Genomic DNA, 24,504 nt, shown 5'->3' with positions numbered 1-24,504 from the left:
TGGACTCGCCAGGGCCAGCATCGGGTAGTTCACCTGAACTTAACTCGCCTCACCCCTTGGATGAGGAAGCTAATCGGTTCTATTCCGTCAGAGCAGAGCTTAGGGTAATAGACAACTCCATGATGAGTCGATCTTGGTTAAAGAAACTTGAGCGGATCCCGGCCAAAGGACGACGCCTCGCCCGAATGAGGGTTCAGTCCGCAACCGCGTGCCCTTGGGGCGGGGAGGAGGGTTAATGCCCAGGCAGATCGTCATTGCCGAGCAACATCGAGTGGCAGCCGTCTTCGCCGAAGACCAAGTGCAGGAGCTGATCGTCGCCAGCGGCGCTCACCAAGTGGGGGATGTTTACGTCGGGATCATCGAGAACGTTCTGCCCAGCATTGATGCCGCTTTTGTCAACATCGGCCCCGCCGAACGCAATGGCTTTATCCATGTCAGCGACCTAGGCCCGCTGCGCCTCAAACGCAACCATGCCTCCATCTCCGAGTTGGTCTTGCCCCAGCAAAAGGTGCTGGTGCAGGTGATGAAAGAGCCCACCGGCAACAAAGGGCCAAGGCTAACCGGAGATTTGGCCTTTCCAGGGCGGTATTTGGTGTTGCGGCCCTACGGCAAAGGCGTTCACCTGTCCCGGCGCATCGAGGATCGGGAAGAACGCAACCGTTTGAAATCCCTAGCTATCTTAATTAAACCTCCGCAGATGGGCCTGCTGGTACGTACCGAAGCGGAGGGGGTATCCGAAGAGGCGATAATCGACGACCTGGAGCAGTTGAAAAAGCTCTGGGAAGATATTCAACAGCAGTATCAGGCGGCACGGGAGCCAGGCCTGCTCAGCCGGGACGATGATTTCATTCAGCGGGTGCTGCGGGATGTCTACTCGGAGGACGTGAACCGCATTGTTACCGACTCTGTTGCTGGCGCAAAGCGGGTGCGCAGCTATCTGCAAGGTTGGAACAAGGGCCAGATGCCGCCTGGCGTCGTGGTCGATGCCCACCGCGAGCCCACCCCCATCCTGGAGTATTTCCGGGTCAATGCGGTCATTCGCCAGGCGTTGCGGCCTCGGGTGGATCTGCCCTCCGGTGGCTACATCGTCATCGAGCCCACCGAGGCCCTGAAGGTGATCGACGTCAACTCCGGCTCTTTCACCCAATCGGCCACCTCCCGCGAGACGGTGCTGTGGACCAATTGCGAGGCCGCCACCGAGATCGCCCGCCAATTGAGACTGCGCAACATTGCCGGTGTGATCGTGGTGGATTTTATCGATATGGATTCCCGCCGCGACCAGTTGCTGGTTTTGGAGCACTTCAACAAGGCCCTCTCCAGCGACAAAGCTCGCCCCCAGGTGGCCCAACTCTCGGAATTGGGTCTGGTGGAGCTGACCCGCAAACGGCAGGGGCAAAGCCTTTACGAGATCTTCGGCCATTCTTGCCCCACCTGCGAGGGGCTGGGGATCCTGGCCCGTCTGCCAGGGGCGGAGCCGGGACGGCTGCTGACCGTCGAAAGTGGCCTGACTGTAACACTGCCCAGCGAGGCGGAGGAAGGGGATGAGGAAGAGGCTGGCCCGATCCTGCCCCGCGATGGCAACGCCCAACGGGCCCGTCTGCGAGTCGGGAGCGATGGGTTGTCTCGAGGCGATAGTCGCGCGCTGCTGCGGCGGTCACGCTCTGCCCCCGGACAACGACGCCCCAGCCCGGATCCCTTTTCGCCCTTTGCTGCCTCGGTCGATCTGGAGGAGCCACGGGTTGAAACCGAACGCAAGCGCTCCCGCGAAGACTGGGGGGATCCCCGCACCAGCCAGCGCCTCGTTGTGCGCAGCACGGATACGCCTGCCGAAGAGGAAACCCCGGAGCCGCTTGGGGAGGATCCCCTGCAGGGGGGTGGAGCAGAGCCAAAGCGCCGCGAACCCCGCCGTTCTGGCCGCGCCGAGGAGGCAGAACCCACCCTACGCAAGAGCCACACTGCCCCGGCCCGAGCTGCTGGCGCCAGCGGGACGGAGTCCTCAGAAGGCCGTCCAGCTCCGCCACGGCAAACCATCACCGTGGAGATGACCCCGCTGCAACAACGGGTCTACTCGGAGTTGGGGCTATCGCCGCTGTTGCTTCTGGATCAGCCGCCACCTTGGGGCCGCGACCTGGCGGTTAGGGTGGTTCTGCCGGGAACTGTCAAGGCGGAAACCAGGCCAGAGACTGAGGCCACTGCTCAGTCGGAGGAGTGGGTGCCCGAAGCGGATGCCTTGCAGGAGAAGGAGCCGGTGGATAACCTTCCCCCACCCGAAATCCCCTCTGCTGAATCGTTCCCATCAGCGGTGGGGAGCAGCTTGGCCGAGCCACCGGCGGAACAGGGGATCAGCCCTGCCCAGCAATCTCCGGCAGCCTCCAGGCGACGCCGCTCCCATAGCAGTTAGACCAGCCGGTTGAGCGCAGGAGCACGGTGGTCTGGTGGGTTGATGGCTCCAGGGCTGGCGTTGTGGGCAAGACGGCGAAGCCCAGTTTGGTTTGGGAGGGATCCCTTTGGCAACAGGGGATTCTCCGAGTGGCGGGGGTGGACGAGGTGGGGCGGGGGGCGCTGGCGGGGCCGGTGGTGGCAGCGGCGGTCATTTTGCCGGCCCAGATGGATCCCAAAACGCTGGAGGGAGTGAGGGATTGCAAACAACTGCGCCCGCCGCAGCGCACCCACTGGGCGGAGCGGATTCGCCAGGTGGCCCTGGCTGTGGGTATTGGCAGCGCCTCTGCCGCCGAGATCGACCAGCTCAACATTCGCCAGGCCACGCTGCTGGCCATGCAACGAGCGCTGGCGCAGGTGGGGGAAGTGGAGCACATCTTGCTGGATGGGTTGCCGTTGGCCGAGCTGGGATCCCGGCAGACGGCGCTGGTTAAAGGGGATCAGCTCAGCCTCTCCATCGCCGCCGCTTCCATCGTGGCCAAGGTCTGGCGGGATGCCCTGATGCAAAGCTGGGATCACCAGTACCCTGGCTACGGCTGGCGCACCAACGTGGGCTATGGCACGCAGGAGCACCGACTGGCGTTGCAAAACCTAGGGCCGACCCCGCAGCACCGCCGCAGCTTTTTCCCCTTGGCAGAAGGGAAAATCAGGCGATAAGATAGGTTATGCAATAGCGCTGCCCACGTAGCTCAGTGGACTAGAGCACTGGGTTCCGGTCCCAGGTGTCGGAGGTTCGAATCCTTTCGTGGGCGCTTCAAACGTACAGACGAGCCAAGTCCCTGCTGTAGGGCAGGGTGGGCATAACTTGCCATTGGGAACAGGAGCCAAAGCTGATTCAGGGGTGAACCACCCCATTGGCCTCAAACTCATATTCCTCAGGGGCGACCGGAACGCAGAGGGTTGATGGGCCAAACACTCGATCTCAAGGGCTTGCGGTCGGCTCTGGCAGCACGTAAACGGACTCCACCTGGCTCCCTGCTGCCGGCGCAGCCTGGATCGTGCCTTTTTCGATGTAATAGATGACCTTTTCTGCTTGCAACTGATTTTCCCCTTGGCGGATGGTGACCTGGCCCTCCAGCTCAATGCGTTGCTCCTGGCTGTAGTACACCGCTCTTTGGGCGCGGGCCGTGAGGCGCTCGGCAGGGAAGCTGAGGGTGACGTTGCCAGTGGCTATAAACACCCCCGTATTGGCATTGGCCTCCTGAACATCAGCGCTAATGCTGATGGCGCGCGGATTTTGCCCCCAGGCCGGGCCGGGGATCGCAAGCGCCACCACCACACCCATCGACCAGCCCAGCTCCCTCAGCCGGCCCAAAACCTTGCGATCGAGGTTGATCCCCAGTGCCATCCCATCACCTTGTCAAACCACCCCAGCAGCCAGTCTAGCCTGGGATCCCGGATCCCTTCTGACGGGGCAACGTGTTAATCGCTTCCATTTCCCCCCTTGGGCAGCCCTTGGGCCAGTTGCTTTTCCAGCTCGCTGACCCGCTGCAGTAACTGGCGGTTGGTTTCCAGCAGCTCCCGGGCTTGGCTGTTGAGATAGGGATCCGATTCCCACCAGTTGATCCCGATCTCCTTGGCCTTGTCCACCGAAGAGATCAACAGCCGGATGCGGACATTGAGCAGCTCCACATTGCCCACCGAAACGGTGATGTCTCCAGCAATAACAATGCCCTTATCCAGCACCCGCTCCAACACGTCGGCTAGCGAGGAGCCGTGAGTGGCCGTATTCAAGGGTTGAGAGCTAATCGGCACAGGGTTCATCGACCTCCAGAGCGCACCCACAGGCAGAAGACCTAGCCAGGCAGTTGGTCTAGCAGATAATTCAGTAACTGGGATCCCTCTTCATAGCGCTTGCCGGCCCGGGGCAACAGCACGTCGGCACACAAAGCGCGAAAGTCGGCATTGTCTTTGCTCACCGCCAGCTCGTGCTCCTTGACGATCCGCCCGATCATCAGACAACTGCGCAGGCTGGGGTGGCGGGTCAAATCCAGCTTGCGGCGAAAAGCCCGCACAATGTGCACGATCTTGAGCGCATCGGGGGCAGATAGACCAATGCGGGCAGTGAGGATCTCTTTTTCGGTCTCGATGTCCGGTTCCCCCATATCGATGGTGATCATCCGATCCAGCAGCGCATCTTGGGCCTTGTGAACCCCGGTGTATTCCTCTGGGTTAGAGGTAAAGATGGCCCGGAACTGGGGATGCACCCGCAGATATTCGGAGCGGTTGCTATCTGGCGGCAACACCAGCAGCCTCTCTTCCAAAGCGCTCAGGAGGGCGTTGTTGGCCTCAGGGCGGGAGCGGTTGAACTCGTCGTAGATGAGGGTAAAGCCCTCGCGGCAGGCCAAGGTGAGGCGGGCATCCACCCAGCGCTGCCGCACGTCTTCTTCCATTTTCACCACCGAGTGGATGAAATTATCCACCACCCGCCGATGGGTAAAGCCGGTGCGCCCGCCGATCAGGTCGGAAGAATCGAAGCGATCATCGCCGTAGATCAGCATGATGGGACGGCCCAGCAGGCTGGCCAGATGCATCGCCAGGGTAGTCTTGCCCGTGCCCGAAGGCCCCCGCAGATGCACCGCAAAACCCGATTGCAGATAGCGCAAAGCGCGGCGGGTAATCCGCTCGATGTAAGGAGTGTTCACAAATTGGCGGGGACGCGCCTGCAGAACCGTGGCCATAGCAATACCCAACTCTCAATTGCCTTGACGCTCTTGCCTTGACTATAGCCGCAACGGTCTTTTTGCGCTCCTAGGGACTGCGCTGGGCTCAGACCACAACCGTCGCTGACACCATACGCCGCAAGGTGGCCAAGATTTCCGAGGGATCCACCCCCAGATCCACTGCACCGCGGGCCAGCAGATCCCGCACCCGCTCCCGATCCCCGATCACCTGCAGCAACGTGACATCGGGATCCTGCGCTTGCAGGCTGGCCACATAGTCGTTGACGTAGGCCACGATGGGATCCGGCTCAGGGAAGGGCTCGGGCGGAACTGGCGGAGGTTCAGGTGGTGTCACAGGAGGAGGGGCTGTGTTGTCTGAGACTGGAACTACAGGCTCTGGTTGGGTAACCTCAGTCGAAATCGTTGTTGCAGCTTTGACCGAGCTCTCAGGCGGCTTATCACCCTCTTCAGATTCCTCAAGATCTGGGACAATGGGCCGATCCCCTGGGATCCCATTCCCCCACACCTGCTCGTGCAACGCCCTGCGGAAAGCTGTCAAAGCCTGCCGCAGAGCCTGGGCCTCTGCCCGCTGTTCTTGAGCAATCTGAGCCAGCTCCTGCTGCGCCAGTTGCCGCAAAGCTTGTACCCGTTGCCGCAACTCAGTATAGAAAGCCTGCCGCACTTGTCGGGTTTGGTTGGCCATGGCCTGCCGCGCCTGGGCACAGGTGCTCAGCAAGCTCTCCGCGGTCGCTGTCAAGTTGGCTTGAAAAGTCTGTAGCTCCTGCTGCTGGGCCTGCGATTGGGCGGCTCGTTCTTGGGCCATGCGAGAGAGAAGCTCCGCCACCGTTTTAGCCCGCTGCGCCGCAGCCGCCATGCGAGAATGCTCGTCCAAGGCCCGCTGCGCCGCCCGGCTCTGCTCCAGGTTGCGCAGTTGGCTGCGGGTTTGTTCTCTCTGCTGCCGTATTGCCTCTTGTCGTTCCTGGCAACGTTGTCTCAGCTCGGCCATCAGAGCGCGGTGCTGCTCCAGGCGCTGCTGCCGGGATCCGCTTAACAAACTTTGATTTTGAGCCGCCCGTTGATTACGGGCTACGGCCCACTGTTCCTGCAAACTCATGGCGTGCAATCCCCCTACGTCCTTCTCAATGCCTGGGCGAATGCAGTTCTCCGCTTTTTCCCAACTCGCTCTCCACCAGCACGGCCTGTAGCTCAACACCACCGCCCAACTCGATCCCCAAGCCGAAGCTAAGGAAACAAGGCAGAGATCGACGGCGGATCCCTGCCTCGCCTTCTCGACGACCCGACCCTTCGACCCCCGCGGTGTTGAAGGCAAGGGAATCGAGCGATTGGGTCAGATTTAGACGGCAGGGGCAGCAGCGGTAGCCGTCAGGCCCACAGCCTCGGCGTATTTCAGGTAGGTTTCCACCGAAGCCACAACGACGCGCGCCTCAATGGCCAACAGCTCGATCCCCACCAAAGAAACCCGCACCCAGGCATCGACCACGATCCCTTTGTCCAAAATGCGGTCGATCACTTCGGCCAAGCTGGAAGAAGAGTTCACTTTCTCGACTGCCATAACGATCTCTCCTGCACAGATGATGGTTGAAAAAGACAAACAATTCTGTAGCAAAACAGCAGGCAACAAGGATCCCAAGCTGGGATTTACCTTCCCCAGGGCGACAAGCGCACTTTCTGTCGCCCCAGCCCTATTCTGCTAACTTTTTTCGGGGAGAACACCCGTAGATTCGCTTAAAAAATACGGCAGGCCGACAAGACTTACCGTCTTTTCCAAGCGCCATCCCCCCTACATAGTACCCGCCGAAAGAAAAAGTGGGTCAGAGGGCAAGAGCGTTTTTGGATCCCGGCTATGGAGATTGTCCAGCCAAGGTGCGGGCCAGCAGGGATCCCCTATACTGAGAGCAGTGCGCTTGCCGTCCTTTCGCTGGCCAAGAGGGCTGCCGTGACCGAGTTCGACACCGGGATCCCAAGCGTGCGTCGCCTGCAAAAAGTGATCAAAGATCGAGAGATCCTTGAGGTAAAGCTCAACACCGGGGATGTCTTTGTCGGCCAGTTGCGCTGGCAGGATCCCGACTGCCTCTGTTTGGCCGATGCGGAAGGGCGGGAAGCGCTGCTGTGGCGCTCCGCCATCGCCTTCGTCAAAGTCAGACCTCCCTCCTAAACCCAAGTCCCCGCACTGGCCGTCGCTGGCTTCCCGGCAGCAGAGGCTCTTTTCTTGCAGCTATCGACGGCCCTGGCCAAAGCCCTCGGCGGAAAGGCTATGATTCAGCAAGAAGTGTGAAACAATGGACACCCTCTCTCCGCCCCTATGACAACCACTCCCCTCGAGTTGCCCCTGCAGCCTGCTGCCCAACGGCACAATCACTACAGCCGCGAAGACTTTTATCGTTTCGACCCCTCCCAGGGATCCCTGGTGGACTGGACGGGCGCGCGCAACGTCTTGGTAAGCGAAGACTTTATCCTGGGCCTACAGCAGGGCTTAGAAGAAGAAGTGGGGGATGCCTCTGCCTCGTTGATGTACACCATTGGCCGCGAGTGGGGGAGCAACGACGCGATCCACTTCTCCCGCTGGTTCGAGGAGGAGTATCGGCGCAAACCCAAGCAGAGCCACCTGATGTTCCTTTTGGAAACCTGGTGGTGGCCCTTGACCTCGCAAGGCTGGGGGCGCTGGGAGGTGGAGACTGAGGGCCGGCGGCAGGGATTTATTTTCATTAATTTGTTCGACTCCGCTGTGGCTCGCACCCTGGGGGATGTGGGTAAGCCCGTTTGCCACCTCTACGCCGGATTGTTTGCCGGGTTTTTTAGCGCCATGGTGGAACGGCAGCTCAACTGCATCGAGATCCAGTGCTATTCCATGGGGGAAAGCTACTGCAAATTTTTGCTCGGCAGCAAAGATCGCATCGATGCCGCTGCCTTTTGGCTCAACGAAGGGGCCAGCGCCGGCGAAATTGCCCAAAAGTTGCGCTCCGGTCAGGGAGTGGCCAAAGCATGACAGCAGAGGTTTTTCTGGAAGAGTCGGTGCAGAGCTTTTTTGCCCATTTAAATTGGGATAGCCGACCGCGGCAGAGTCCCTCGCTGCCCATGCCTTTTGTAGGGGTGCGGGAGTACTTCGGCTCCATCCCCTGGTCGGGGGATCCCCTGACTTTGGCGGCCCGTTCTATGGGATCCCTGTCGGCAGCGCTGCCGCCTCAGCCTGAAGAGAAACAGATTACTTTGGCCGATTTATTCAGCCTGTTTTGAACTCCGACACCCGCTGAGCACCCACCGACCCTTGGGAGGAGCGAGATGGTGAGCCCACTGGAGCAGATGCTAATTGAGGCAGAGGCCCGCTACCTCACACCGGAGCAACTGGAGCAGCTCAAAGCCTATGTGCTCGGCTGGCCCAAAAGGCTGCACGTGTACCGGGCCGTACGGGAGGGGGAGAGCCAGATGGTGAGCCGCACCCTAAACACCCTTCAAAAGGAGATGCCCAACCTTTCCTCTCAGGTGGTGGATCTCTGCCGGCGGCACCTGCTCCTGTTGCTGCGTTACAGCGCTCTGGCCATGTTGCTCCAGGACGAGAACCTGTTGAAGGAGCGGCTGATCGAGTGGATGGAGGAAGAGGTGCGCCTGTACAAGCTGCAAAGCGCCTACGAGGTTGCTTATCGGATTTGTCAGCAAGAGCTAAGGGATCATCTGGCCCCTGGAGAGCTAGAGTTTATTCGCCCCTTGATCACCCAGGCGCAAGCAGCTTTGCTCTCTTTGGACGGACTCAGATCAACTGAGTAGAGGTCTCTCCTGCTGAGTTTCCCAATTGCGCTGCCCTACTCGATAGCCCAGGGATCTTTGACATATGGCCGGCACCACCTCTGTCCCCAATGGCTCCACCAGCTTCGACCCCTATACGCCTGTTTTGGGCAACTACTACGCGCCCAGCGCCTACCTGCAAAGTGACCTGGAGTCAGGCTTGCTGGAGAGTCGCCACGGTGACCGTCTCTTGGCCCTTCCAGAGGCATTGCTGAGGGGTATCTACACCGGCTTGGAATACGAGACGGGGCAAGCCGCTCGCCTGGTGTTGCGCAACTGTGGTCGTATGTGGGGCAAGGAATTTTTCCGCCGTTTTGCCCAGGAACTCTCTGACTACTACCAGAAGCCTCTGGCCGAGCTGGAGATGGGCATTTTCCTCCAAAGTCTGAGACAAGCTTGGAAAGCTCACGGCTGGGGGTTGATCGAGATCGACTGGACCTACAAAGATCAGGGGGTGCTGGTGGTGTCGATCCGAAACTCTCCCTTCGCTGCCGCTACGCCCCCTCATTTCAAGCGCCCGATGGGCTTTTTGGAAGCAGGCCTGCTGGGCACTTGGTTTAGCCAGTTAACCGGCCAGGATCTGGCCTGTGTGCAAACCACCAGCGAGGCCTTGGGGGCGCAGAGCAACTTGTTTATCTTGACCGCTGCCGCCCGCCTCAAAGAGGGAGAAGCCTGGGTGGACTCCGGCCTCAGCCACGCTCAGATCCTGGAGAAGCTGTTACAGCCTGGCCCCTAACCGGAGCTGGCAGGGGATGGGATCCCGTGGAGATGAGTCTGTATAATTTTCTGGAAGCAAGACGAGCTCAAAGGCGCGAGGGTGTGGCCATTGGGGTGGCGAGTCAGAGCAATTCGGGGAGCCATCACCGTACCGGCAAACACTGCCGAGGCGATTGAAGCGGCAGTAACAGAGTTGTTGGACGCACTGGAACATCGCAACGCTCTAGATCTGGCTGAGTTGGTCAGCGTTATTTTTTCCGTTACCCCTGATTTAAATGCGGCTTTTCCCGCCCAATTTGCCCGTCGTCGCCCCGGCTGGGAATCGGTACCGTTGTTGGATGTGCAACAGATGGGGGTAAGCAGCGACCTGCCCCGTTGTATTCGCGTTCTGATCCAATTGAATACTCCGCTTGCCCAAGCTGACATGCAACATGTGTATCTGCGAGGTGCCCGCGAGTTAAGGCCAGATCTCAGCGCTGTTTAACCGATGGGAAGCCGCGGGGTTTTCCGCGGTTACGGCCATTTATCTCATTTCAAACAAAAAATATGAAGAAACTACATCCATCCCTAACTCCCCTCTCCCTGAGGGAGAGGGGTTGGGGGTGGTCGCGTGAGCGGCGCGGAGCGCTTGGGCTGACTCAGGGAGAGGGGATCGTCTGTTGTTGGCTTAGAGCAGCCGGGAGCTATGCTAGTCTCAACGCGCCCTGGCAGGCTCAGACGGCTTGGGAAAAAGATCGGTAGGGCATTCAGGAAGATAGCTTCTCGCGCAAGCGGGCTTCCCATTGTTGCAGTTGCTCTTGGCGGGCGGCCACCTCGGCTTCTCGACGGCTCAGCTCTTGGCTTTGGCGAGTCAAAGATTGCCGCCAGCTTTCGATCTCCGACAGATCCACCAGACTGCGGTTTTGAGACAGGCTGTGCAACATCTCCACCAGCTTCATGGCCGCCTCTTCCAGCCGCTCTACCCGCCGCTGTTCCGAGAGCTCAACCAGCAGCAACACGCCAACGTTGTAAGGGCCGGCATCTTTGCAGGTGACCCACTCTGGCTGGCGCAGTGGGATCCAAACCCCTTCTTCGGCCTGGCGAGCCAAGAGCTGCAGCTCCCCCTGGCCGAAGAGACTCTTTTTGTGTACCCGTGCCAGATACAGCATGGAACATGCAGGAAGATGTTGCCGATTTTAGCACCGATCCCATGGATTCAAGAGGGATCCAAACCCGGGTGTTGTCCGTGCCGGCGGGAGGATCGATGTTAGGATCGGCTGTGGAATGGGTAAGGCTTAGCGCTCTCCCCTCTTCATTGTTTAGGGATCCCTGGCATGTTTCTCACCCAAAGCCCCTATTTTTTGATGGCAGCGCTGGTGGCGATTGCCAGTGGAGCCATCTTCGCAGTTCGCTTTATCAAGCGAGAGGCCTCCGCTGAATCGGATGTGATTTTCGCCACGATGGGCCTGATCTATTCCATCTGTTTGCTTCTGGAGGGTCAGCGGCTCATCCCGTTGCTGTTTTTTGCCCAGGTGCTGCTGGCGGTGATGGCCGGCTGGTTTGCCATCGAAACTTTCCGGTTGCGGATTCTCTTGAGCGAAAAGGTACGGCAGGTGGGCGGGGTTCGTCCAGCCGTTCGCAAGAAAGACTTCAGCCGTACCTACCCCCTAGATGACTATGCCCAAGGACGCACGGTTTCTGCTCGGGCCGAAGGATCCCGCATTCGCGATACCTCCTCTTACAGTCGCGCCATTCCCAAACGCAGCAGCGAAGAGCCTGGGCGTCGCCCCAGGCCCCAACTGACCAGCGATACCCGTGTGCGTCCGCGCCGCCGACCCGAAGTGGATGAGTATTACGACGAGCCAGGATCCCGCTCTCGCCAAAACACCGACTACGATGAGCCCGCCCCGCCGCCAGAGGCCCGTCGCCCCGCCACCGGAGAGTATCCAGAGGATGTAGATACGCAGGAGGAGCGCGGCACAGGCACGGTCACCCGCCGCCGTCCCCCACGTCTGCCCCAAGACCAAGGAGAAGGCTACCCGAATGAGCCCCCCCGTCGTCCCTCCCGCCGCGTTGTCGAGGTGGAATCGGTCGAGGTGGAAGAGGCGGAGCCAGAAGAGTACGATGACGACCTGTTCTGAAGATCTGAACCAATCTGAGCTTGGCCGGCGTTTGAGGGGTTCAGCCCGTGTTGCGCATTCCGGCGGCAATGCCGTTGATGGTGAGCATGGCTCCGCGCAGGAGTTCAGCGCGGTTGTAGCGCGTGCGCCCGGCGCGGGCTCCTTGGTGCTCTCGCAGGCGCTTGAGGAGAGAGACCTGAATAAAGCCCAAGGGCACAATCGAGCGGTTGCGCAACTGCACCGAGCGCTTCAAGTAGGGATCGTTCTCCAACAGTTCCCTGTGACCCGTAATCTGTAGCACCATTGTGCGCGTGCGGTACATTTCTTGGGCAATGCACTCAAACAGCTCCATCGCCCGCTGCAAACGTTCTGGAGAGCTCATCTCCCGCACGTAGTGACGCGCTATTTGCAGATCCACCTTGGCCAGAGTCATCTCCACTTTGGAGATCACCATGCGGAAGAAGGGCCACTCGCGGTAGAGGTGCTGCAGGTGGTTGAGGTTGTGCTCGCCCTTAGCCACGTATTCTTGTAGGGCGGTGCCGACCCCATACCAGGCCGGCAAGAGAAAGCGGCTCTGCGTCCAACTGAATACCCAAGGAATAGCCCGCAGGGATCCAATATCTTTCGAGCCACCGCTGCGGCGAGCAGGACGGGAGCTGATCTGCAGTTGGCCGATCTCTTCTATGGGGGTAACCTCATGGAAAAACTCCACAAAACCCTCCTGCTCGTAGACCAGGTTGCGGTACACCTGGCGGGAGCGCTCTGCCAAGGATTCCATCAAGCGCGACCACTCGTGCAGGTCGTTGGGGTAGGTGCGCAGCAGGCTGGCCTGGATCACAGCGCTGGTAACGGTTTCCAGGTTAAAAATGGCCAGATCTTGGAGGGAATACTTGGAAGCCAACACCTCTCCCTGCTCGGTAATCTTGATGCGGCCTCCCACGCTGCGCCCCGGCTGGGCCAAAATCGCCTCGTAGGCCGGCCCTCCCCCGCGCCCCACCGAGCCGCCCCGGCCATGGAAGATCTGCAGCTTCACACCATAGGACTCGGCCACCGCCTGCAGCCGCTGCTGGGCTTTGTAAATCTCCCAGTTGCTGCTTAGAAAGCCAGCATCCTTGTTGCTATCCGAGTAGCCCAGCATCACCTCCTGTAAGTCTTCTTGCTGAGCTAAGTACTGGCGGTAGAAAGGGATCTCCAACAACTGCCGCAGCACCTCTGGCGCTCGCTTTAGGTCTTCAACAGTCTCAAACAGCGGCACCACTGCCAGGGATCCGCGCCCGCTGATGGGATCGTAAAGGCCCACCTCCTTGGCCATCAACAAAACTTCCAGCAGATCGCTCAACTGGCGGCTCATGCTGATCACATAAGTTTGGCAGATGGCCAGGCCAAATTCCTGCTGCAGACGGCGCAGGGTGCGAAAGGTGGCGATCAGCTCCGCCGTTTTCTCGGAAAAAGGGCTCTCCAGGGGGATGAGGGGCCGACGGGTCTGCAGCTCCTGCAGAAGAAAAGCCGTTTTTTCCTCTTCCGTCATCTGGCTATAGGGCCGCGGCAAAATGCGCAAGTACTCAAAGATCTCGGTGAGAGCGGCCTCGTGGTAGCTGCTGTCTTGGCGGATATCCAGGTGGGCCAGGTGAAAGCCAAACACCTGCACCTGTTGGATGAGGTGATCCAACTGGCGGCAAGAAAGGCCACTGTTTTTCAAACTTTGCTGGATAAGCTGCAAGTCGGCCAGAAATTCTTCCGCATTGGCGTAGGCGTTGTCCACAGGGGGAGGGGCGGGCAGACAGGCGGAGTCGGCCAAGTTGCGGTTGCGCTCCCGCGTCAACTCCAGCCGCCGCTGCATATAACTGAGCTTGAGACGGTAGGGCTCTTGGCGATACTGCAGCGAAAACGATTCGTAAACCTCCGGCATGAGGCGGTGATCTTGCTCGAGGGCATCCAGCAGTTGGCTGTCCACATCCCCCCAGTGCAAAGAGACGCTCAGGGTTTTGGTGAGCGCCTTCACCGATTCGATGTACTTGCCCAAAATCAGGTTGCGCTGGTAGCGGGCCGTTTGCCAGGTAACATCGGCGGTGACGGAAGGATTGCCATCCCGATCCCCGCCCACCCACGAGCCGAAGTTGCAAAATCCTGCCGGCGGCGGCTCAACGCCGGGAAACGCTTTTTTCAAGCTGCGGCTGAGGTATTCGTGCAGCAGCGGGATAGCCTGAAACAAAACCTCTTCAAAATAGTGCAAGGTGTAATCGACTTCGTTCAGAACGGTCGGTTTGGACTGATGCAACTCGTCGGTGCGCCACCAAAGCAAAACCTCTTCCGCCATCTGTTCTTTCAACATCTGGGCCTGCAAAGGCTGAGTCTGTTCTGCCCAATCCAGTTGGCTGAGCAGGCGAGAGAAGGCCCGTTGCTTTTCCCGGATGGTGTGGCGGACGATCTCGGTGGGGTGGGCGGTGAACACCATGCGAATGTGCAACTGCTCCAGCAGTCGGCGCAGTAGGCCTGGCGGCACTCCTTGAGCCCGCAGGTAAGGGAACAACCGTTCAAATTTTTCGTTTTCCCGCACCGTGCGCTGCTGGCTGTCCACCATGCGCATGTCGGAGTCTTCGGCCCGTTCGTAGTGCTGTTCAACAATGTTGATCAACTGGAAAAACAGGGCAAAGGCGCGCGCCGTTTGAATGGTGGCATCGAGGCTGAGATGCTCGATAATTTGCAGCACCTCTGGGATCGGGTACTCCAGGGCTTGTCCTTCTGGGGAACACATGGAACGCAGCCGCCGCAACAGCTCCACCAGAGACTGCCCGCACTCCTGCAGGATTACGGCTTCCCAGAGTTCTTCCACCAGTTGCAGGCGACGGTTTAACAGGTTGTTCCTGTGGTTGAAGGCTTCGTTGATTTGGAGGGGATGGGCCAAGGGATCGCGTTCCCCAAGCAGGGCAGCCTCCTTCAGCCCGTTGGCAGAAGCCGCTGCCCACTCTGCAGCGGTCAGGTGGGGGGAAGAGGTCATGAAGGCAGCTCCTAGAACAACCATCCCAATATTAGAGCCTGTTTGTCGAAACCCAAGATGTAGCAGGTATCACGGTCAGGAGGTTGTGAATTGGCGGGGGCAACTTCTTGCCCGTATCTGGATCGATACCCACCTCTTGACGTCAGGTAGCCGAGCTAGAATTTAGAGCATCTATCGTAGCTTTTGACCGTCAACTGGCAGCTCTATAGCCAGCTTCAGCCCCCTGGACTGGACGCCCATTTTATGACCTCGGATCGGCAATGGATGGAGCGGTGTTTGTCCCTGGCCCGTTCCACATCGCAGCGCCCCTCTCCCAATCCGCGGGTGGCCTGCGTGATCCTGCAGGGGGAGCAGGTGGTGGGAGAAGGCGTTCATCCAGGGGCCGGCCAGCCCCACGCAGAGGTGTTGGCTCTGCAACAGGCGGGATCCCTGGCCAGGGGCGCCACCCTCTACGTCAACCTGGAGCCCTGTAACCACTATGGGCGTACCCCCCCCTGCACCGAGGCCATTCTGGCGGCTGGGATCCGGCGGGTGGTGGTGGGAATGCAGGATCCCAATCCCCTGGTGGCCGGCAAAGGGATCCGCCGCCTGCAGGAGGCCGGGGTTGAGGTAACCGTGGGAGTGCTGGAGCAGGAGTGCCAAGAATTGAACGAGGGCTTTGCCTTCGCCATTGTGCAGAAACGGTGTTTTGGCCTGCTGAAATACGCCATGACCCTAGACGGCAAGAGCGCCGCCGCCACCGGCCACAGCCAGTGGATTAGCAACCCCCTGGCGCGAGAGTGGGTTCACCGACAGCGGGCCTGGCACGATGCAGTCATTGTGGGATCCAAAACCGTCTGGCACGACAACCCCCGCCTCACCTGCCGCCTGCCGGATTTTCAAGGATCCCAGCCCCTGCGGGTGGTTCTCAGCCGCTCTCTGAATCTGCCCCCGCTGGCGCACCTGTGGCAGGTGGAAGAAGCACCAACTTTGGTGATCACCGAAGCCCCAGAGACCCATTCCCTCTGGGGATCCCTGGCCAAGCAAGGGGTGGAGCTGCTGCACCTGGATCAAGTAACCCCGGCCCAGACAGCACAGGCCCTCTTCGAGCGAGGCTGTCTGAGCGCCCTCTGGGAATGCGGCGGCACCCTGGCCTGGGCAGCCCTCAAAGATGGGGCCATCCAGAAAGTGGCCGCCTTCATCGCTCCCAAGATCTTGGGCGGGGCCGACGCCCCAACCCCCGTAGGAGGAGAAGGGATCCCTGACGTTAACCAGAGCTGGCAACTGCTGGAGCCGCAACTGCAGACTGTGGGGGATAACTGGCTGATCACCGGGAAGATCCCCTCTTCTAGCCCCGATGACTAAGAGATCGATTGTTGACAAATTCGCGAGGGCTATCCGGAGGGTTTTAAGTGTCTGAACGAACAGACTGATATCTGTTCAATGTAAATGAATATACTGATCAGAAAAATACAGCATTCTTGCAAAGTAGGTTTCAGAATTGAGCTCAACTGTGCTATGCTGGCCGATATTCTAGGGGGTCATAAGGATCTTTCGGTAAGGTCAGCAAAATCAAGCTGTAGGGATCTGTCAAGATTCTCCTGAGGTGAACCTTGTGAAAGGTAATGACGAAGACTCTAGCTTCTTTGTCCAGTCGTTTTTCATTGCTTGCCCGGCGAGCTGATTGAGAACTTTCCCAGTACAAATCCTGGTAGGGAGGATCATCATGATGTTAAACCTTTTTGCCGGCCTGCTCTTTACCTCGCCTTACCTCAGCCTCTCAGGAAATGTCCTCATTGAAGGATTGGGGGAGTGGGTTTTCGCCGATCATCAAGTCCTGGAAGGGCTTACTCTAACCCTTCTTACACGGCCTGGAGAGAGCTTGTCCTCTTGGAGTGAAATGCTCTCCGTCATGGACATTCATGTCGAGGGATCGCCGCGCTTGGTGGCCAACCGCCTTCGGGATGACCTCTTGGCCAACTGTCTCCAAATGACTTGGGAGTTTCATTGGGAGGGCGAAGAAGATGTTCTCTACGAGTTCCGTAGCGCCGGCTGTCGTGGGCAGGCTGCCGGGATCCAAGAGCATGAGATTGGCCGCATCACCCAAGGCCCAGACGGCCCTGTGCGCATTGCCTACGCCACCAAGCCAGAGATGACACCCGAAATCCGGAGTCGCTGGCTCAACTTGCTGGGCAGCGAGGTGGGGACGGCTCGGGGCTTTCCCATCCAAAACCTTACGGGGGTCACCCGAAAGCCTTCTTCTCCAGCTCCAGAAGCCCCAACCGCAGAGCGGCAGATCGCCCGCTGGCTGCAGGAAGCAACCGATGCCCTGAAGCAGCAGGAAGATTTGCTGGCCGAGCTGGATCGTCTCGGTCAGGAAGCGCAAGCGGATGCCCGCGCCTACAGCCAGAAGGCCCCAAACGAGGCGGGGACAAGCGTGATCAGCCTGCACCGAGGTCGGGCAGACGGCAGCCCTGGCGAGGCCACGACCGAGTTCAAGACCACCGATACCCTAGTCTGGGCCATCTTGCCGGTGGGCAGCCTCCCTGCCAACGCCCAGGTGGAGATGCTTTGGTACTACGAGGGCGGAGAAGCCGGGGGCGAGCAACTGATCCGCAAGTTTGATTTTCCCTGGGATCCCTTGGCCGACACGGTGCGAGGCTTTCTCAGCTTCAGCCAACCCTACACCGGGCGCTACCGTGTCGAGGTTCAGGTCAACGGCGAGAAGATAGAAGTTGGCCGCTTCACAATTCGGTAGCCTTAGCTTGGCTCCCACTTCCAACTCTTTTCTCTCGGAGGGAGCCCAGCCTCTCTCTTAGAAGGAAGGGGGAGATAAGGCTTACAGAGAACAATTTTTGACTATAAATCCAGGCTTTTCCGGTAGGGCGATGTCCATCGCCATCTGCCTATTTTTCGCGCTGTGAAGACTATTGCGCTGAGAGTGAAAAGATAGCTCGACATTCTCTAGCGAGTTCTGATCACGGGCCTGGCTTTGAGGTTGTAGATAAAGCTGGTGCGGTACTGCAACAGCAAGTTGCGCAGGTAAAGGGGCAAGTTGCGTCGGTGGAGCAAGCGAGTTCTGCGGTAGAGCAGTGTGCGGCGACGGTTGATCGCCCGGCTGCGCTGTTGCAAAGAAGCTTGAAGAGAACGTTGAAGTGCCAGGGATCCGGGCACACGCCTCAACTTTGGCCGTAACACATCTCACCTCCAGGGCGACCATCGAAAATTAGCTCCAGTGTAGGGGATCCTCAGGAGAGCAGTCGCCAGCAGGTCAGCCTGTTCTGCCCAGCTTGCGGAGATCCTCGCTTCACTCCTCTCCAGATCTTGCAGCAACTGCCGGCCCAGAGGAGCCAGACGATACCGGTCGGTGATCTGCGATCTCGCCGGCGGGATCCCTTTTGTGCTCATGGCCCGCAACAAGGCCAACCGGAAAGGACTACAGATCCAGGCGCTTCTGCACACCGACGCCGAGTCATCGAGCATGAGGGGCAACCAGGTTCTTTATATTCTTATTCAACTCTGCCAATGGCCGTTGGGCAGCAGGCTTGTTACGATAGATTACGATATGTTGATCATCCTTGCTATTGTTGTCCTGTTGGGATTCTGGGCCCTGCGCCTGATGGAGCAGGCTTTTCAGAGTCAGGAGTTCTCGCGCATGTTGGCCGGGACACTGGTGGCCGTGGCTGCCGGTGGCGTCTTGACCTGTTACTTTCTCATGAGCGACACCCTACAGATGTTGTTTCATCTCCAGGCGCACTCCTCCTTTTCCCACTCTCAAGATCTGGATCTGCTTTCCGATCTGAGCTGGCTTGACTAGGCGAGGTGGGTGGATAGCCAGGCTTGAATGCTGCGGATCATCTGGTGGTTGGGGGCCAGCCAGCTTTGGTAAATCAACTGTCCAAAAGCATCGATGGGGCTGAATTCTTCCCCAACTGGGAAAGGGTAGCTAAAACCCAGCGGAGTTAGGTGATCCCCTTCCAAGTGTTGCCATTCTGTGTAACTTCGATACTTGCGGCAAAGCTGTTGGTAAAGCAGAGGAACATCGTCGATATCATCGTGGCGAAATTCCACGAGCAGGTTGTTGCTGACCGGATACTGCTCCTCGATTAAGCGATTGGTTTCTGCCGGAGAAGGCTCGAACTCCAACCACAGGTTCACAGGCGGCGAAGAGGATCCCATCCACATCCGCCACAGATCGGACAGTTGTTGTTGAGGCCAAGCTTGAGCCAACAGCCGCAGCAAGGGCAGAGCCCGATCCAGCCCGGCGTTGCTGTAGGCCAGGAAAATATTGCCTCGCCGCTGGGATCCCATGGCCAGACAAGAGAGGATCTGCAACTTACAGCCCAGGCTATGGCCCAAGCCAAACAGGGGTAGACCTAGCAAATTTTTGCTTTGCAGGCTTCTGTGCAAAGATTGGGCTGCATTGAGAGCCAGTTGAGCGTGATCGATATCGGTGCTGTAGGGGGTAGCCACAATGGCCATGCCCATGCGGGCCAGTTCTTCGAGCAGGCGGCTGTAGAACACTTGCGGGGCAGCTCCCACAAACGCTCCGCCCAGAAAGTGAATTACGGCACGGGGTTGAGCGGGCAGAAGAAACCAAGTGTGCCCATCTGTCTGCCAAGTCGGTGCCATGGTTTGCGACCTCACCTGCGATTTTGTTGGGGCTCTCCCCACAACCCGGCGCCCGGCAGTCCGATTTTGCCACTTCGCGCGGTTCCTCGCGTCCCGTTTGGCCAGCCCCTGGAACTCATGCTAATGGATATTCTGCCCAAACATGGGGATCCCCAGGCGGACTTCCGATGTAGCAAGCAAAGCTCCGTCCTGCCTCAGGTTGAAGTTCCAGCACGCCTAGGGTGGGGTGTCGTGGGGGATCGTGATGCAGACTTCGCAGTTGAAAATCGACGCCTGCCCGCCGAGCCACTAACCTGGTAGGGAGATAGGTAGAAGTCGGCTTTGATCCATCGGCGCGTTCTACAGCTTTGCATCGTCGGCTGGGCAATGCTTTTCGCCCTGGCAGTAGGGGGCAGAGCATCCCTGCCGGTTCTGCATCTTTTTGACATAGAGGCTCTCCAGGCCCAAGCCGGAGAACTGCCACAACCGGTACGCCTACAACTGCCCCCTGGCCTGGCCCGCTACACCTACGATAAGTCGGCGGGAGATTACTTCGAAGAAATCGAGCCGCTGCTGCCGGGTGGAGCTTACGCCCAGTGGGCCTTCTACCCCGTCCCTGTCTACATTCAGGGAGATCACCCCCAGTGGAAAACCTTTGTGGAGCAGGCGGTAAAGGAGTGGTCGGCCTACCTCCCCCTGAAGGTGGTGGGCAAAGAAGAGGAGGCCCTCTACGGGATAAGCATCTACCGCGTTCCTGCCATTGGCGAAGGGATAGCGGGGGCAGCCCGGCCTGAGTTTTTCTTTGCCGCCGATGGCTCGCTGCAGCAGCGGGTGCGCATTGTCATTGCCGAAGGCCAGGGGTTGGCAGAAGTGACGGCGGTGGCCCGGCACGAGATTGGCCATGGGCTGGGGCTGTGGGGCCATAGTCCCAACCCGCGGGATCTGATGTACGGCGGCCACCATGCAGCGGCTACCGGCAATCGCCGCCTGCTGCGGGTGCCCACCATCACCAAACGGGATCTCAACACCCTGAAGCGGGTTTACGAGCAGCCCACCCTCATGGGCCAGGTTTTCCCGGAGAGCTACCGCCGCCTGTTCGGCCAGCTTCTGCCAGAAAGAACTTTTGGGATGGCCGACAGCTAGAGCCGCAGCAGTTGCGGCGCCCCCTTGAGCGCCATAGCCAGGAGAAAAAACAGCAACTGGGTGGCCACAATGCTGGGGCCGGAGGGCAGGTTGAAGGCAGCCGAGAGGAGGATCCCCAACACCGCACTCAAGCCCCCCAAGCCCATGGCCAGCAACACATACGTTGTAAAGTTGGATCCCAAAAGCCGCGCCGTCGAGGCAGGGATCACCACAAAAGCGCTCACCAATAGCACCCCCACCGAGCGGATCGACAGGGCCACCACCAAAGCCAGCAGCACCACAAAGGCCAACCGCTGCCAGCCCGCCTCTACCCCCCGCGCCCGCGCCAGCGACTCATCCAGGGTGAGCAGCATCTGGGCAGGCAAGGTCAGCCCAATATACCCCAGGGCCAAGAGCAGGAGCAGGCCGCTCATCCACAAGGCCGGCAGGCTGATGCCGAGAATATCCCCAAATAGCAACTGGTTAAGGTTGCCGCGGTAGCCAGGGATCAGGCTGAGGCCAATGATGGCTAGAGCCAAGGAGGAGGAGTAGATGATGTTTAGCACCGCATCTGCCGAAAGCTGGGTGCGTTCCAGGACAAAAGTCACCCCCAGGGCAAACACTACCCCAAACACCATCAGCACTGCCGTGGGATCCAGCCCCAGGGCCACTCCCAGGACAATACCCAGCAGCGCCGAATGCCCCAAGGCATCACTAAAAAACGCCAACTGCCGAAAGATGGCAAAACTGCCCAAAAGCCCCCCCGTCACCCCCGTCAGGATGCCGCCTAGGAGAGCCCGCTGCATGAAGGGCAGCTGCAGCCATTCCACCACCTGCGCCCAGGTCTCCGGCATTGCCCCTCCTCAGTGGTGGTGGATGTAGCGGGCAAACGCGGGGCCGTAGACGCGGCTGAGCATCTCCGGCGCCAGGGCCGCTTCAGGGGATCCCTGGCAAATCAGGGAGCGGTTGAGACACAACACGCGGTCGCAGTAGCGGGACACCATCTCCAGGTCGTGGGAGACCTGCAGGATGGCCCAGCCCAGGGAGCGGCGCAGCTCTTCCAATAGCCGATAGAATTCCCCTTCGCTGAGGCTATCTAGACCAGCGGGGGCCTCGTCCAGCACCAGCAGCCGCCGCGGCCAGACTAGACAATAGGCCAACAACACCCGTTTGAGCTCGCCGCCGCTCAGTTGACCCAGAGTCTTAGAGGCCAGGTGCAGAGCCTCGGCCCGTTGCAAGGCTTTCTGGACGGCCTCCTGCCGAGCAGCTCGCTGCTGCCAGGGCCAGCGGGGCCTAAGGGATCCCCAGCCCAGGGCGACAAACTCCGCCACCGTCAGGGGAATGGCGGGGTTGAAGTGCAAGCGCTGCGGCACGTAGGCAATCTGCTGCCGCACTTTCTGGGGCAAATACCCCGACAGACGCAGCGGCTCCCCTAGGATGTAAACCGAGCCACACTGCCGCGGCAGGATGCCCAAGATGGCCTGCACCAAGGTGCTCTTGCCGGCGCCGTTGGGGCCGACAATGGCCGTATGGGATCCCGCCTCTAGCGCAAACGACACGTTCTGCACGGCCAAGTGGGATCCCCGATAGACCGTCAGCTCCTCCACCCGCAGGACAACCTCGTCAGAATGGAAGCTCATCGCCCCCTTGCCAGCAGGTGCTCGAGAGCAGCCTGACCCACCAAGGGCAACTGTAGGGGAACCCAGGCCTTCTCTTTCTCGAAGGCGGAGACTAGGTTTTCCACGTTCTGCCGCAGGATGGTTAGGTAGTACTCCGGCTCGATCCCCTCTGGGCCAGCAGTTTCCAAGGGATCGAATACGCGGACTTGTACCCCCAGATCCCGGGCCAAGACCTCAAAGGGGTTGTCCTTCCCCACTTGTGGCTCCACCAGGATTGTCTTTAGGCCCGACTGCCGCACCGTCTCCATCACCCGGCGCACATCTTCCGGAGAGGGGCTGGCTTCCGGGATCTCCACCAGGAACTCCGCTTTGAGGTTGTAGCGCTCGGCAAAGTAGGGGGCAAAGTCGTGGAAGACCACAAAGCTCCTGCCGGCGAAGGGAGCTAATTTCTGCTCGATTTCTTTATCCAAAGCTTCCAGTTGCTCGATAAAGGCAGCGGCATTGGCGCGGTAAGTCTCTGCCCCTTCTGGATCGACAGCAATGAGGCCATCGCGGATGTTTTCCACCTGCTGAATGGCCCGCCTGGGATCCAGCCAGATGTGGGGGTTCAACTCGCCGTGGCTGTGCCCATGAGAGTGTCCATGACTGTGGCCGTGACCATGCCCGTGACCATGAGAATGGCCATGGCCGTGGGAATGCCCATGCTCTGGCTCCTGGGTCTGCAAAGTCGGGATCCCTTGGCTGCTGTCAATGATGCGCAGCTTCGGATTGCCGGCGTTGGCAATCAATCCCTCCAAAAAGGTCTCCATTCCCAACCCGTTGATCACCAGCACATCCGCCTGGGACAGCAGGCGCGCATCCTCGGGTCGAGCCTGAAAGTCGTGGGGCCCCATCTGGGGAGGGATCAGGGGTTTCACCTCGGCCCGCTCCCCGGCCACGGCGCGGGTAAATTGCGTTATCGGCAGGATTGTGGTCACCACCTGCGGAGGGGTGGATCCCCGTTGGGCCCGGGACTCTTCTTGGCGCATCTGCAAGCCACCCAGGATCCCGACCGAGAGGGCCGCCACCAGCGAGACCAGCGATCGCACGGGTCGGGCCGAACGCAGAGAGTTATTAGCCATGAGTCCTAATACCTCACAAGACGACAGAGACAGCAGCGTCGGAAGCGCCTGACTCCTGGAAAGCCAAGGCCCGCTGCTGCAGCAATGAGAACATGCTCACCAGGCCGTTGGAGCGGGAAGGGCTAAGGCTGAAGTTGAGGCCCATCTCCCGCACAAACTCCAGGGAAACCCCCAAAATTTCCTCTGGCGCTAGGCCGCTCAACCCCTCCACCAAAATGGCCACCAAGCCCTTGACCAACTGGGCATCGGCATCTCCCTGGATGTAGACCTTGCCGTCCCTTAACTCGGTGGCCAGCCACACCCGCGAGGCACAACCCCGCACGAGATTCTCCTCTGTGCGCTGGGAATCGGGGAAAGGGGGCAGGCGCTTGGCATAGGCCAGCAGCAACTCGTACTTCTGACGAGAAGTTCTGGCCTTTTGAAAGCGACCCACAATCTGCCGCAGAGCTTCGGGCATCAACCCACTTGCCTGAATGAGAATGATAATCAAAAGTCATCGTAGCACGCCGCCTCAGAGCCTGCCGAGGAGAAGCACTAGGTGTGGCGATGGGGGGATCCCTATATAGCTTGGCTGGCGCGCACAATGGGGCCAGCATTGGCCAGGGTCCAGCGCAGTGCTTCTTGGTTAATCTGTTCGGCAGCGGCGCCGTCGTGGGCAGCGATGGCCTTCAGCTTGGCTTCCTGCGCCTCGTCCAGGATTTGTGCCCCCCCATCCCAATAGGCACAGCTATAGATCAGGCGGCGATCCAGCATGGCCCCGTAGAGATCACTGCCGAGGTCGTAGTGGCGCTGGCCAACCACAAACGCTCCCCTGGCCCCCTGACGGTTAATAAAGCGGCTGTCCAAGGCAAGCAGGAGCCGAACCGGCCAGCCCACTTGCTCCACTGCCTGACCGGTGAGGAGACGACAAACCAACTCGTCAATAGCCTCGCAATCCCACCACCCCTCCAGGTAGGCCTCGCCAAAGCCCAGGGATCCATAGAGCAAGCAGCGCAGGTAAAGCCGCTCGTCGTGGACTTGCAGATCCCAGGGCCGCGAGCCATTGACGGCTATATCGGCAGCACTCAAGAGCCTAAGCCCATATCGGCGGGCCAGCCAATGCCAGATGCTAAGGCTTTTCCTCATCTCCAGGAACCCCTTGCTATAGGCAAGCCTGGTGAGCGCAACCAGCAATGTATTGCTCAGCTAATGAACTACCCCACCGCGCAGGCGGGTGGAGTTTCCCCATCCGCTTTACGGCGAGATTTTTGTCTCTTCTTCTGCCCCAGTTGCTTCATCGTTCCCGTGTACCGGGTCTCTGAAGTAGAGCTGAAGCATCCAAGACTCACGAGGCTG

Annotated in this window: 27 protein-coding genes and 1 tRNA gene; 14 read left to right on the top strand and 14 right to left on the bottom strand. The window is 59.6% G+C overall.

The features are described 5' to 3' along the window. Window positions 1-235 precede the first annotated feature (235 nt). From NW826_RS12760 to NW826_RS12750, 3 genes are all read left to right on the top strand, one after another. The gene (locus NW826_RS12760; RefSeq protein ID WP_414510309.1) at window positions 236-2,401 is read left to right on the top strand and encodes an Rne/Rng family ribonuclease; all 2,166 of its coding nucleotides are present in this window, start codon (window positions 236-238) and stop codon (window positions 2,399-2,401) included. Between the two features lie 62 nt (window positions 2,402-2,463). Then, window positions 2,464-3,096, top strand: coding sequence for a ribonuclease HII (locus tag NW826_RS12755; RefSeq protein WP_414334483.1), 633 nt, complete (start codon window positions 2,464-2,466; stop codon window positions 3,094-3,096). Window positions 3,097-3,117: 21 nt separating this feature from the next. Further along, window positions 3,118-3,191: transfer RNA gene (locus tag NW826_RS12750), tRNA-Arg, on the top strand. A 170-nt stretch (window positions 3,192-3,361) separates the two neighbouring features. Here NW826_RS12750 and NW826_RS12745 read toward each other — a convergent pair. The 5 genes from NW826_RS12745 to gvpA form a co-directional block, all read right to left on the bottom strand. Beyond that, complete coding sequence (locus NW826_RS12745) at window positions 3,362-3,787, bottom strand: LptA/OstA family protein (protein ID WP_414334466.1); 426 nt, start codon at window positions 3,785-3,787, stop codon at window positions 3,362-3,364. Window positions 3,788-3,861: 74 nt separating this feature from the next. Beyond that, window positions 3,862-4,194, bottom strand: coding sequence for a gas vesicle protein (locus NW826_RS12740; RefSeq protein WP_414334484.1), 333 nt, complete (start codon window positions 4,192-4,194; stop codon window positions 3,862-3,864). 41 nt (window positions 4,195-4,235) lie between these two features. Continuing rightward, on the bottom strand, window positions 4,236-5,120 hold the full coding sequence (gene gvpN / locus NW826_RS12735) for a gas vesicle protein GvpN (RefSeq protein WP_414334468.1): 885 nt from the start codon (window positions 5,118-5,120) through the stop codon (window positions 4,236-4,238). An 88-nt stretch (window positions 5,121-5,208) separates the two neighbouring features. Then, window positions 5,209-6,216 carry a gas vesicle protein GvpC gene (gene gvpC, locus NW826_RS12730; RefSeq protein WP_414510308.1) on the bottom strand — a complete coding sequence of 336 codons (1,008 nt, stop codon included), beginning with the start codon at window positions 6,214-6,216 and terminating at the stop codon, window positions 5,209-5,211. Window positions 6,217-6,456: 240 nt separating this feature from the next. Further along, window positions 6,457-6,675 (bottom strand): gas vesicle structural protein GvpA, encoded by a 219-nt coding sequence (gene gvpA, locus NW826_RS12725; RefSeq protein ID WP_011429717.1) that lies wholly within the window; start codon window positions 6,673-6,675, stop codon window positions 6,457-6,459. Between the two features lie 291 nt (window positions 6,676-6,966). Here gvpA and NW826_RS12720 point away from each other — a divergent pair, with 291 nt between their 5' ends. From NW826_RS12720 to aroH, 6 genes are all read left to right on the top strand, one after another. Then, complete coding sequence (locus NW826_RS12720) at window positions 6,967-7,278, top strand: Hfq-related RNA-binding protein (RefSeq protein WP_414510307.1); 312 nt, start codon at window positions 6,967-6,969, stop codon at window positions 7,276-7,278. A 147-nt stretch (window positions 7,279-7,425) separates the two neighbouring features. Further along, a complete protein-coding gene (locus NW826_RS12715; RefSeq protein WP_414334474.1) occupies window positions 7,426-8,109 on the top strand; it encodes a V4R domain-containing protein in 684 nt (227 codons plus the stop codon). After that, the gene (locus tag NW826_RS12710; RefSeq protein WP_414334475.1) at window positions 8,106-8,357 is read left to right on the top strand and encodes a hypothetical protein; all 252 of its coding nucleotides are present in this window, start codon (window positions 8,106-8,108) and stop codon (window positions 8,355-8,357) included. Before NW826_RS12715 ends, NW826_RS12710 begins: the two co-directional genes overlap by 4 nt. A gap of 45 nt (window positions 8,358-8,402) precedes the next feature. Continuing rightward, window positions 8,403-8,885 (top strand): hypothetical protein, encoded by a 483-nt coding sequence (locus tag NW826_RS12705; RefSeq protein ID WP_414334477.1) that lies wholly within the window; start codon window positions 8,403-8,405, stop codon window positions 8,883-8,885. 64 nt (window positions 8,886-8,949) lie between these two features. Beyond that, window positions 8,950-9,639 carry a V4R domain-containing protein gene (locus NW826_RS12700; protein WP_414510306.1) on the top strand — a complete coding sequence of 230 codons (690 nt, stop codon included), beginning with the start codon at window positions 8,950-8,952 and terminating at the stop codon, window positions 9,637-9,639. A 90-nt stretch (window positions 9,640-9,729) separates the two neighbouring features. Next, window positions 9,730-10,104, top strand: a complete 375-nt coding sequence (gene aroH / locus NW826_RS12695) for a chorismate mutase (RefSeq protein ID WP_414334481.1) — start codon at window positions 9,730-9,732, stop codon at window positions 10,102-10,104. 262 nt (window positions 10,105-10,366) lie between these two features. Here the strand turns inward: aroH and NW826_RS12690 are convergent, their stop codons facing one another. Then, complete coding sequence (locus NW826_RS12690) at window positions 10,367-10,768, bottom strand: hypothetical protein (protein WP_414335877.1); 402 nt, start codon at window positions 10,766-10,768, stop codon at window positions 10,367-10,369. A gap of 165 nt (window positions 10,769-10,933) precedes the next feature. Here NW826_RS12690 and NW826_RS12685 point away from each other — a divergent pair, with 165 nt between their 5' ends. Beyond that, window positions 10,934-11,740, top strand: coding sequence for a Ycf66 family protein (locus NW826_RS12685; RefSeq protein ID WP_414367760.1), 807 nt, complete (start codon window positions 10,934-10,936; stop codon window positions 11,738-11,740). A gap of 40 nt (window positions 11,741-11,780) precedes the next feature. Here NW826_RS12685 and ppc read toward each other — a convergent pair whose 3' ends face one another. Beyond that, complete coding sequence (gene ppc / locus NW826_RS12680) at window positions 11,781-14,717, bottom strand: phosphoenolpyruvate carboxylase (protein WP_414426955.1); 2,937 nt, start codon at window positions 14,715-14,717, stop codon at window positions 11,781-11,783. Window positions 14,718-14,960: 243 nt separating this feature from the next. Here ppc and ribD point away from each other — a divergent pair, with 243 nt between their 5' ends. Together ribD and NW826_RS12670 are read left to right on the top strand one after the other, a co-directional pair. Next, the gene (gene ribD / locus NW826_RS12675) at window positions 14,961-16,061 is read left to right on the top strand and encodes a bifunctional diaminohydroxyphosphoribosylaminopyrimidine deaminase/5-amino-6-(5-phosphoribosylamino)uracil reductase RibD (protein WP_414335881.1); all 1,101 of its coding nucleotides are present in this window, start codon (window positions 14,961-14,963) and stop codon (window positions 16,059-16,061) included. A 361-nt stretch (window positions 16,062-16,422) separates the two neighbouring features. Next, complete coding sequence (locus tag NW826_RS12670; protein WP_414510305.1) at window positions 16,423-17,454, top strand: hypothetical protein; 1,032 nt, start codon at window positions 16,423-16,425, stop codon at window positions 17,452-17,454. A gap of 206 nt (window positions 17,455-17,660) precedes the next feature. Here NW826_RS12670 and NW826_RS12665 read toward each other — a convergent pair whose 3' ends face one another. Next, window positions 17,661-17,870 carry a hypothetical protein gene (locus NW826_RS12665; protein ID WP_414335866.1) on the bottom strand — a complete coding sequence of 70 codons (210 nt, stop codon included), beginning with the start codon at window positions 17,868-17,870 and terminating at the stop codon, window positions 17,661-17,663. A gap of 232 nt (window positions 17,871-18,102) precedes the next feature. Between NW826_RS12665 and NW826_RS12660 the strand changes: the two genes are divergently transcribed. Beyond that, on the top strand, window positions 18,103-18,513 hold the full coding sequence (locus tag NW826_RS12660) for a hypothetical protein (protein WP_414349167.1): 411 nt from the start codon (window positions 18,103-18,105) through the stop codon (window positions 18,511-18,513). On the opposite strand, the gene NW826_RS12655 is transcribed toward NW826_RS12660, so the two are convergent. Next, the gene (locus tag NW826_RS12655) at window positions 18,510-19,328 is read right to left on the bottom strand and encodes a DUF1350 family protein (protein WP_414335863.1); all 819 of its coding nucleotides are present in this window, start codon (window positions 19,326-19,328) and stop codon (window positions 18,510-18,512) included. The genes NW826_RS12660 and NW826_RS12655 overlap by 4 nt on opposite strands. Window positions 19,329-19,694: 366 nt before the next feature. Here NW826_RS12655 and NW826_RS12650 point away from each other — a divergent pair, with 366 nt between their 5' ends. Then, entirely contained in the window at window positions 19,695-20,450 is a 756-nt protein-coding gene (locus tag NW826_RS12650; RefSeq protein WP_414510304.1) for a hypothetical protein, read from the top strand. Here the strand turns inward: NW826_RS12650 and NW826_RS12645 are convergent. From NW826_RS12645 to NW826_RS12625, 5 genes are all read right to left on the bottom strand, one after another. Next, the gene (locus NW826_RS12645; protein WP_414510303.1) at window positions 20,447-21,283 is read right to left on the bottom strand and encodes a metal ABC transporter permease; all 837 of its coding nucleotides are present in this window, start codon (window positions 21,281-21,283) and stop codon (window positions 20,447-20,449) included. The genes NW826_RS12650 and NW826_RS12645 overlap by 4 nt on opposite strands. Before the next feature lie 9 nt (window positions 21,284-21,292). Beyond that, entirely contained in the window at window positions 21,293-22,069 is a 777-nt protein-coding gene (locus tag NW826_RS12640; protein ID WP_414510302.1) for a metal ABC transporter ATP-binding protein, read from the bottom strand. Next, the gene (locus NW826_RS12635) at window positions 22,066-23,169 is read right to left on the bottom strand and encodes a metal ABC transporter solute-binding protein, Zn/Mn family (protein ID WP_414510301.1); all 1,104 of its coding nucleotides are present in this window, start codon (window positions 23,167-23,169) and stop codon (window positions 22,066-22,068) included. The genes NW826_RS12640 and NW826_RS12635 overlap by 4 nt, the downstream gene beginning before the upstream one ends. A gap of 13 nt (window positions 23,170-23,182) precedes the next feature. Further along, entirely contained in the window at window positions 23,183-23,626 is a 444-nt protein-coding gene (locus NW826_RS12630) for a SufE family protein (RefSeq protein WP_414349115.1), read from the bottom strand. 101 nt (window positions 23,627-23,727) lie between these two features. Next, window positions 23,728-24,294 (bottom strand): class I SAM-dependent methyltransferase, encoded by a 567-nt coding sequence (locus NW826_RS12625; protein ID WP_414510300.1) that lies wholly within the window; start codon window positions 24,292-24,294, stop codon window positions 23,728-23,730. Between the last annotated feature and the right edge of the window lie 210 nt (window positions 24,295-24,504).

Origin of the sequence: Synechococcus sp. OH20 (assembly GCF_047502685.1) — a bacterium.
In the GTDB taxonomy this organism is placed as follows: domain Bacteria; phylum Cyanobacteriota; class Cyanobacteriia; order Thermostichales; family Thermostichaceae; genus Thermostichus.
Note: the sequence above shows the minus strand (reverse complement) of the source record. Positions and strands in the feature narration are given on the sequence as shown.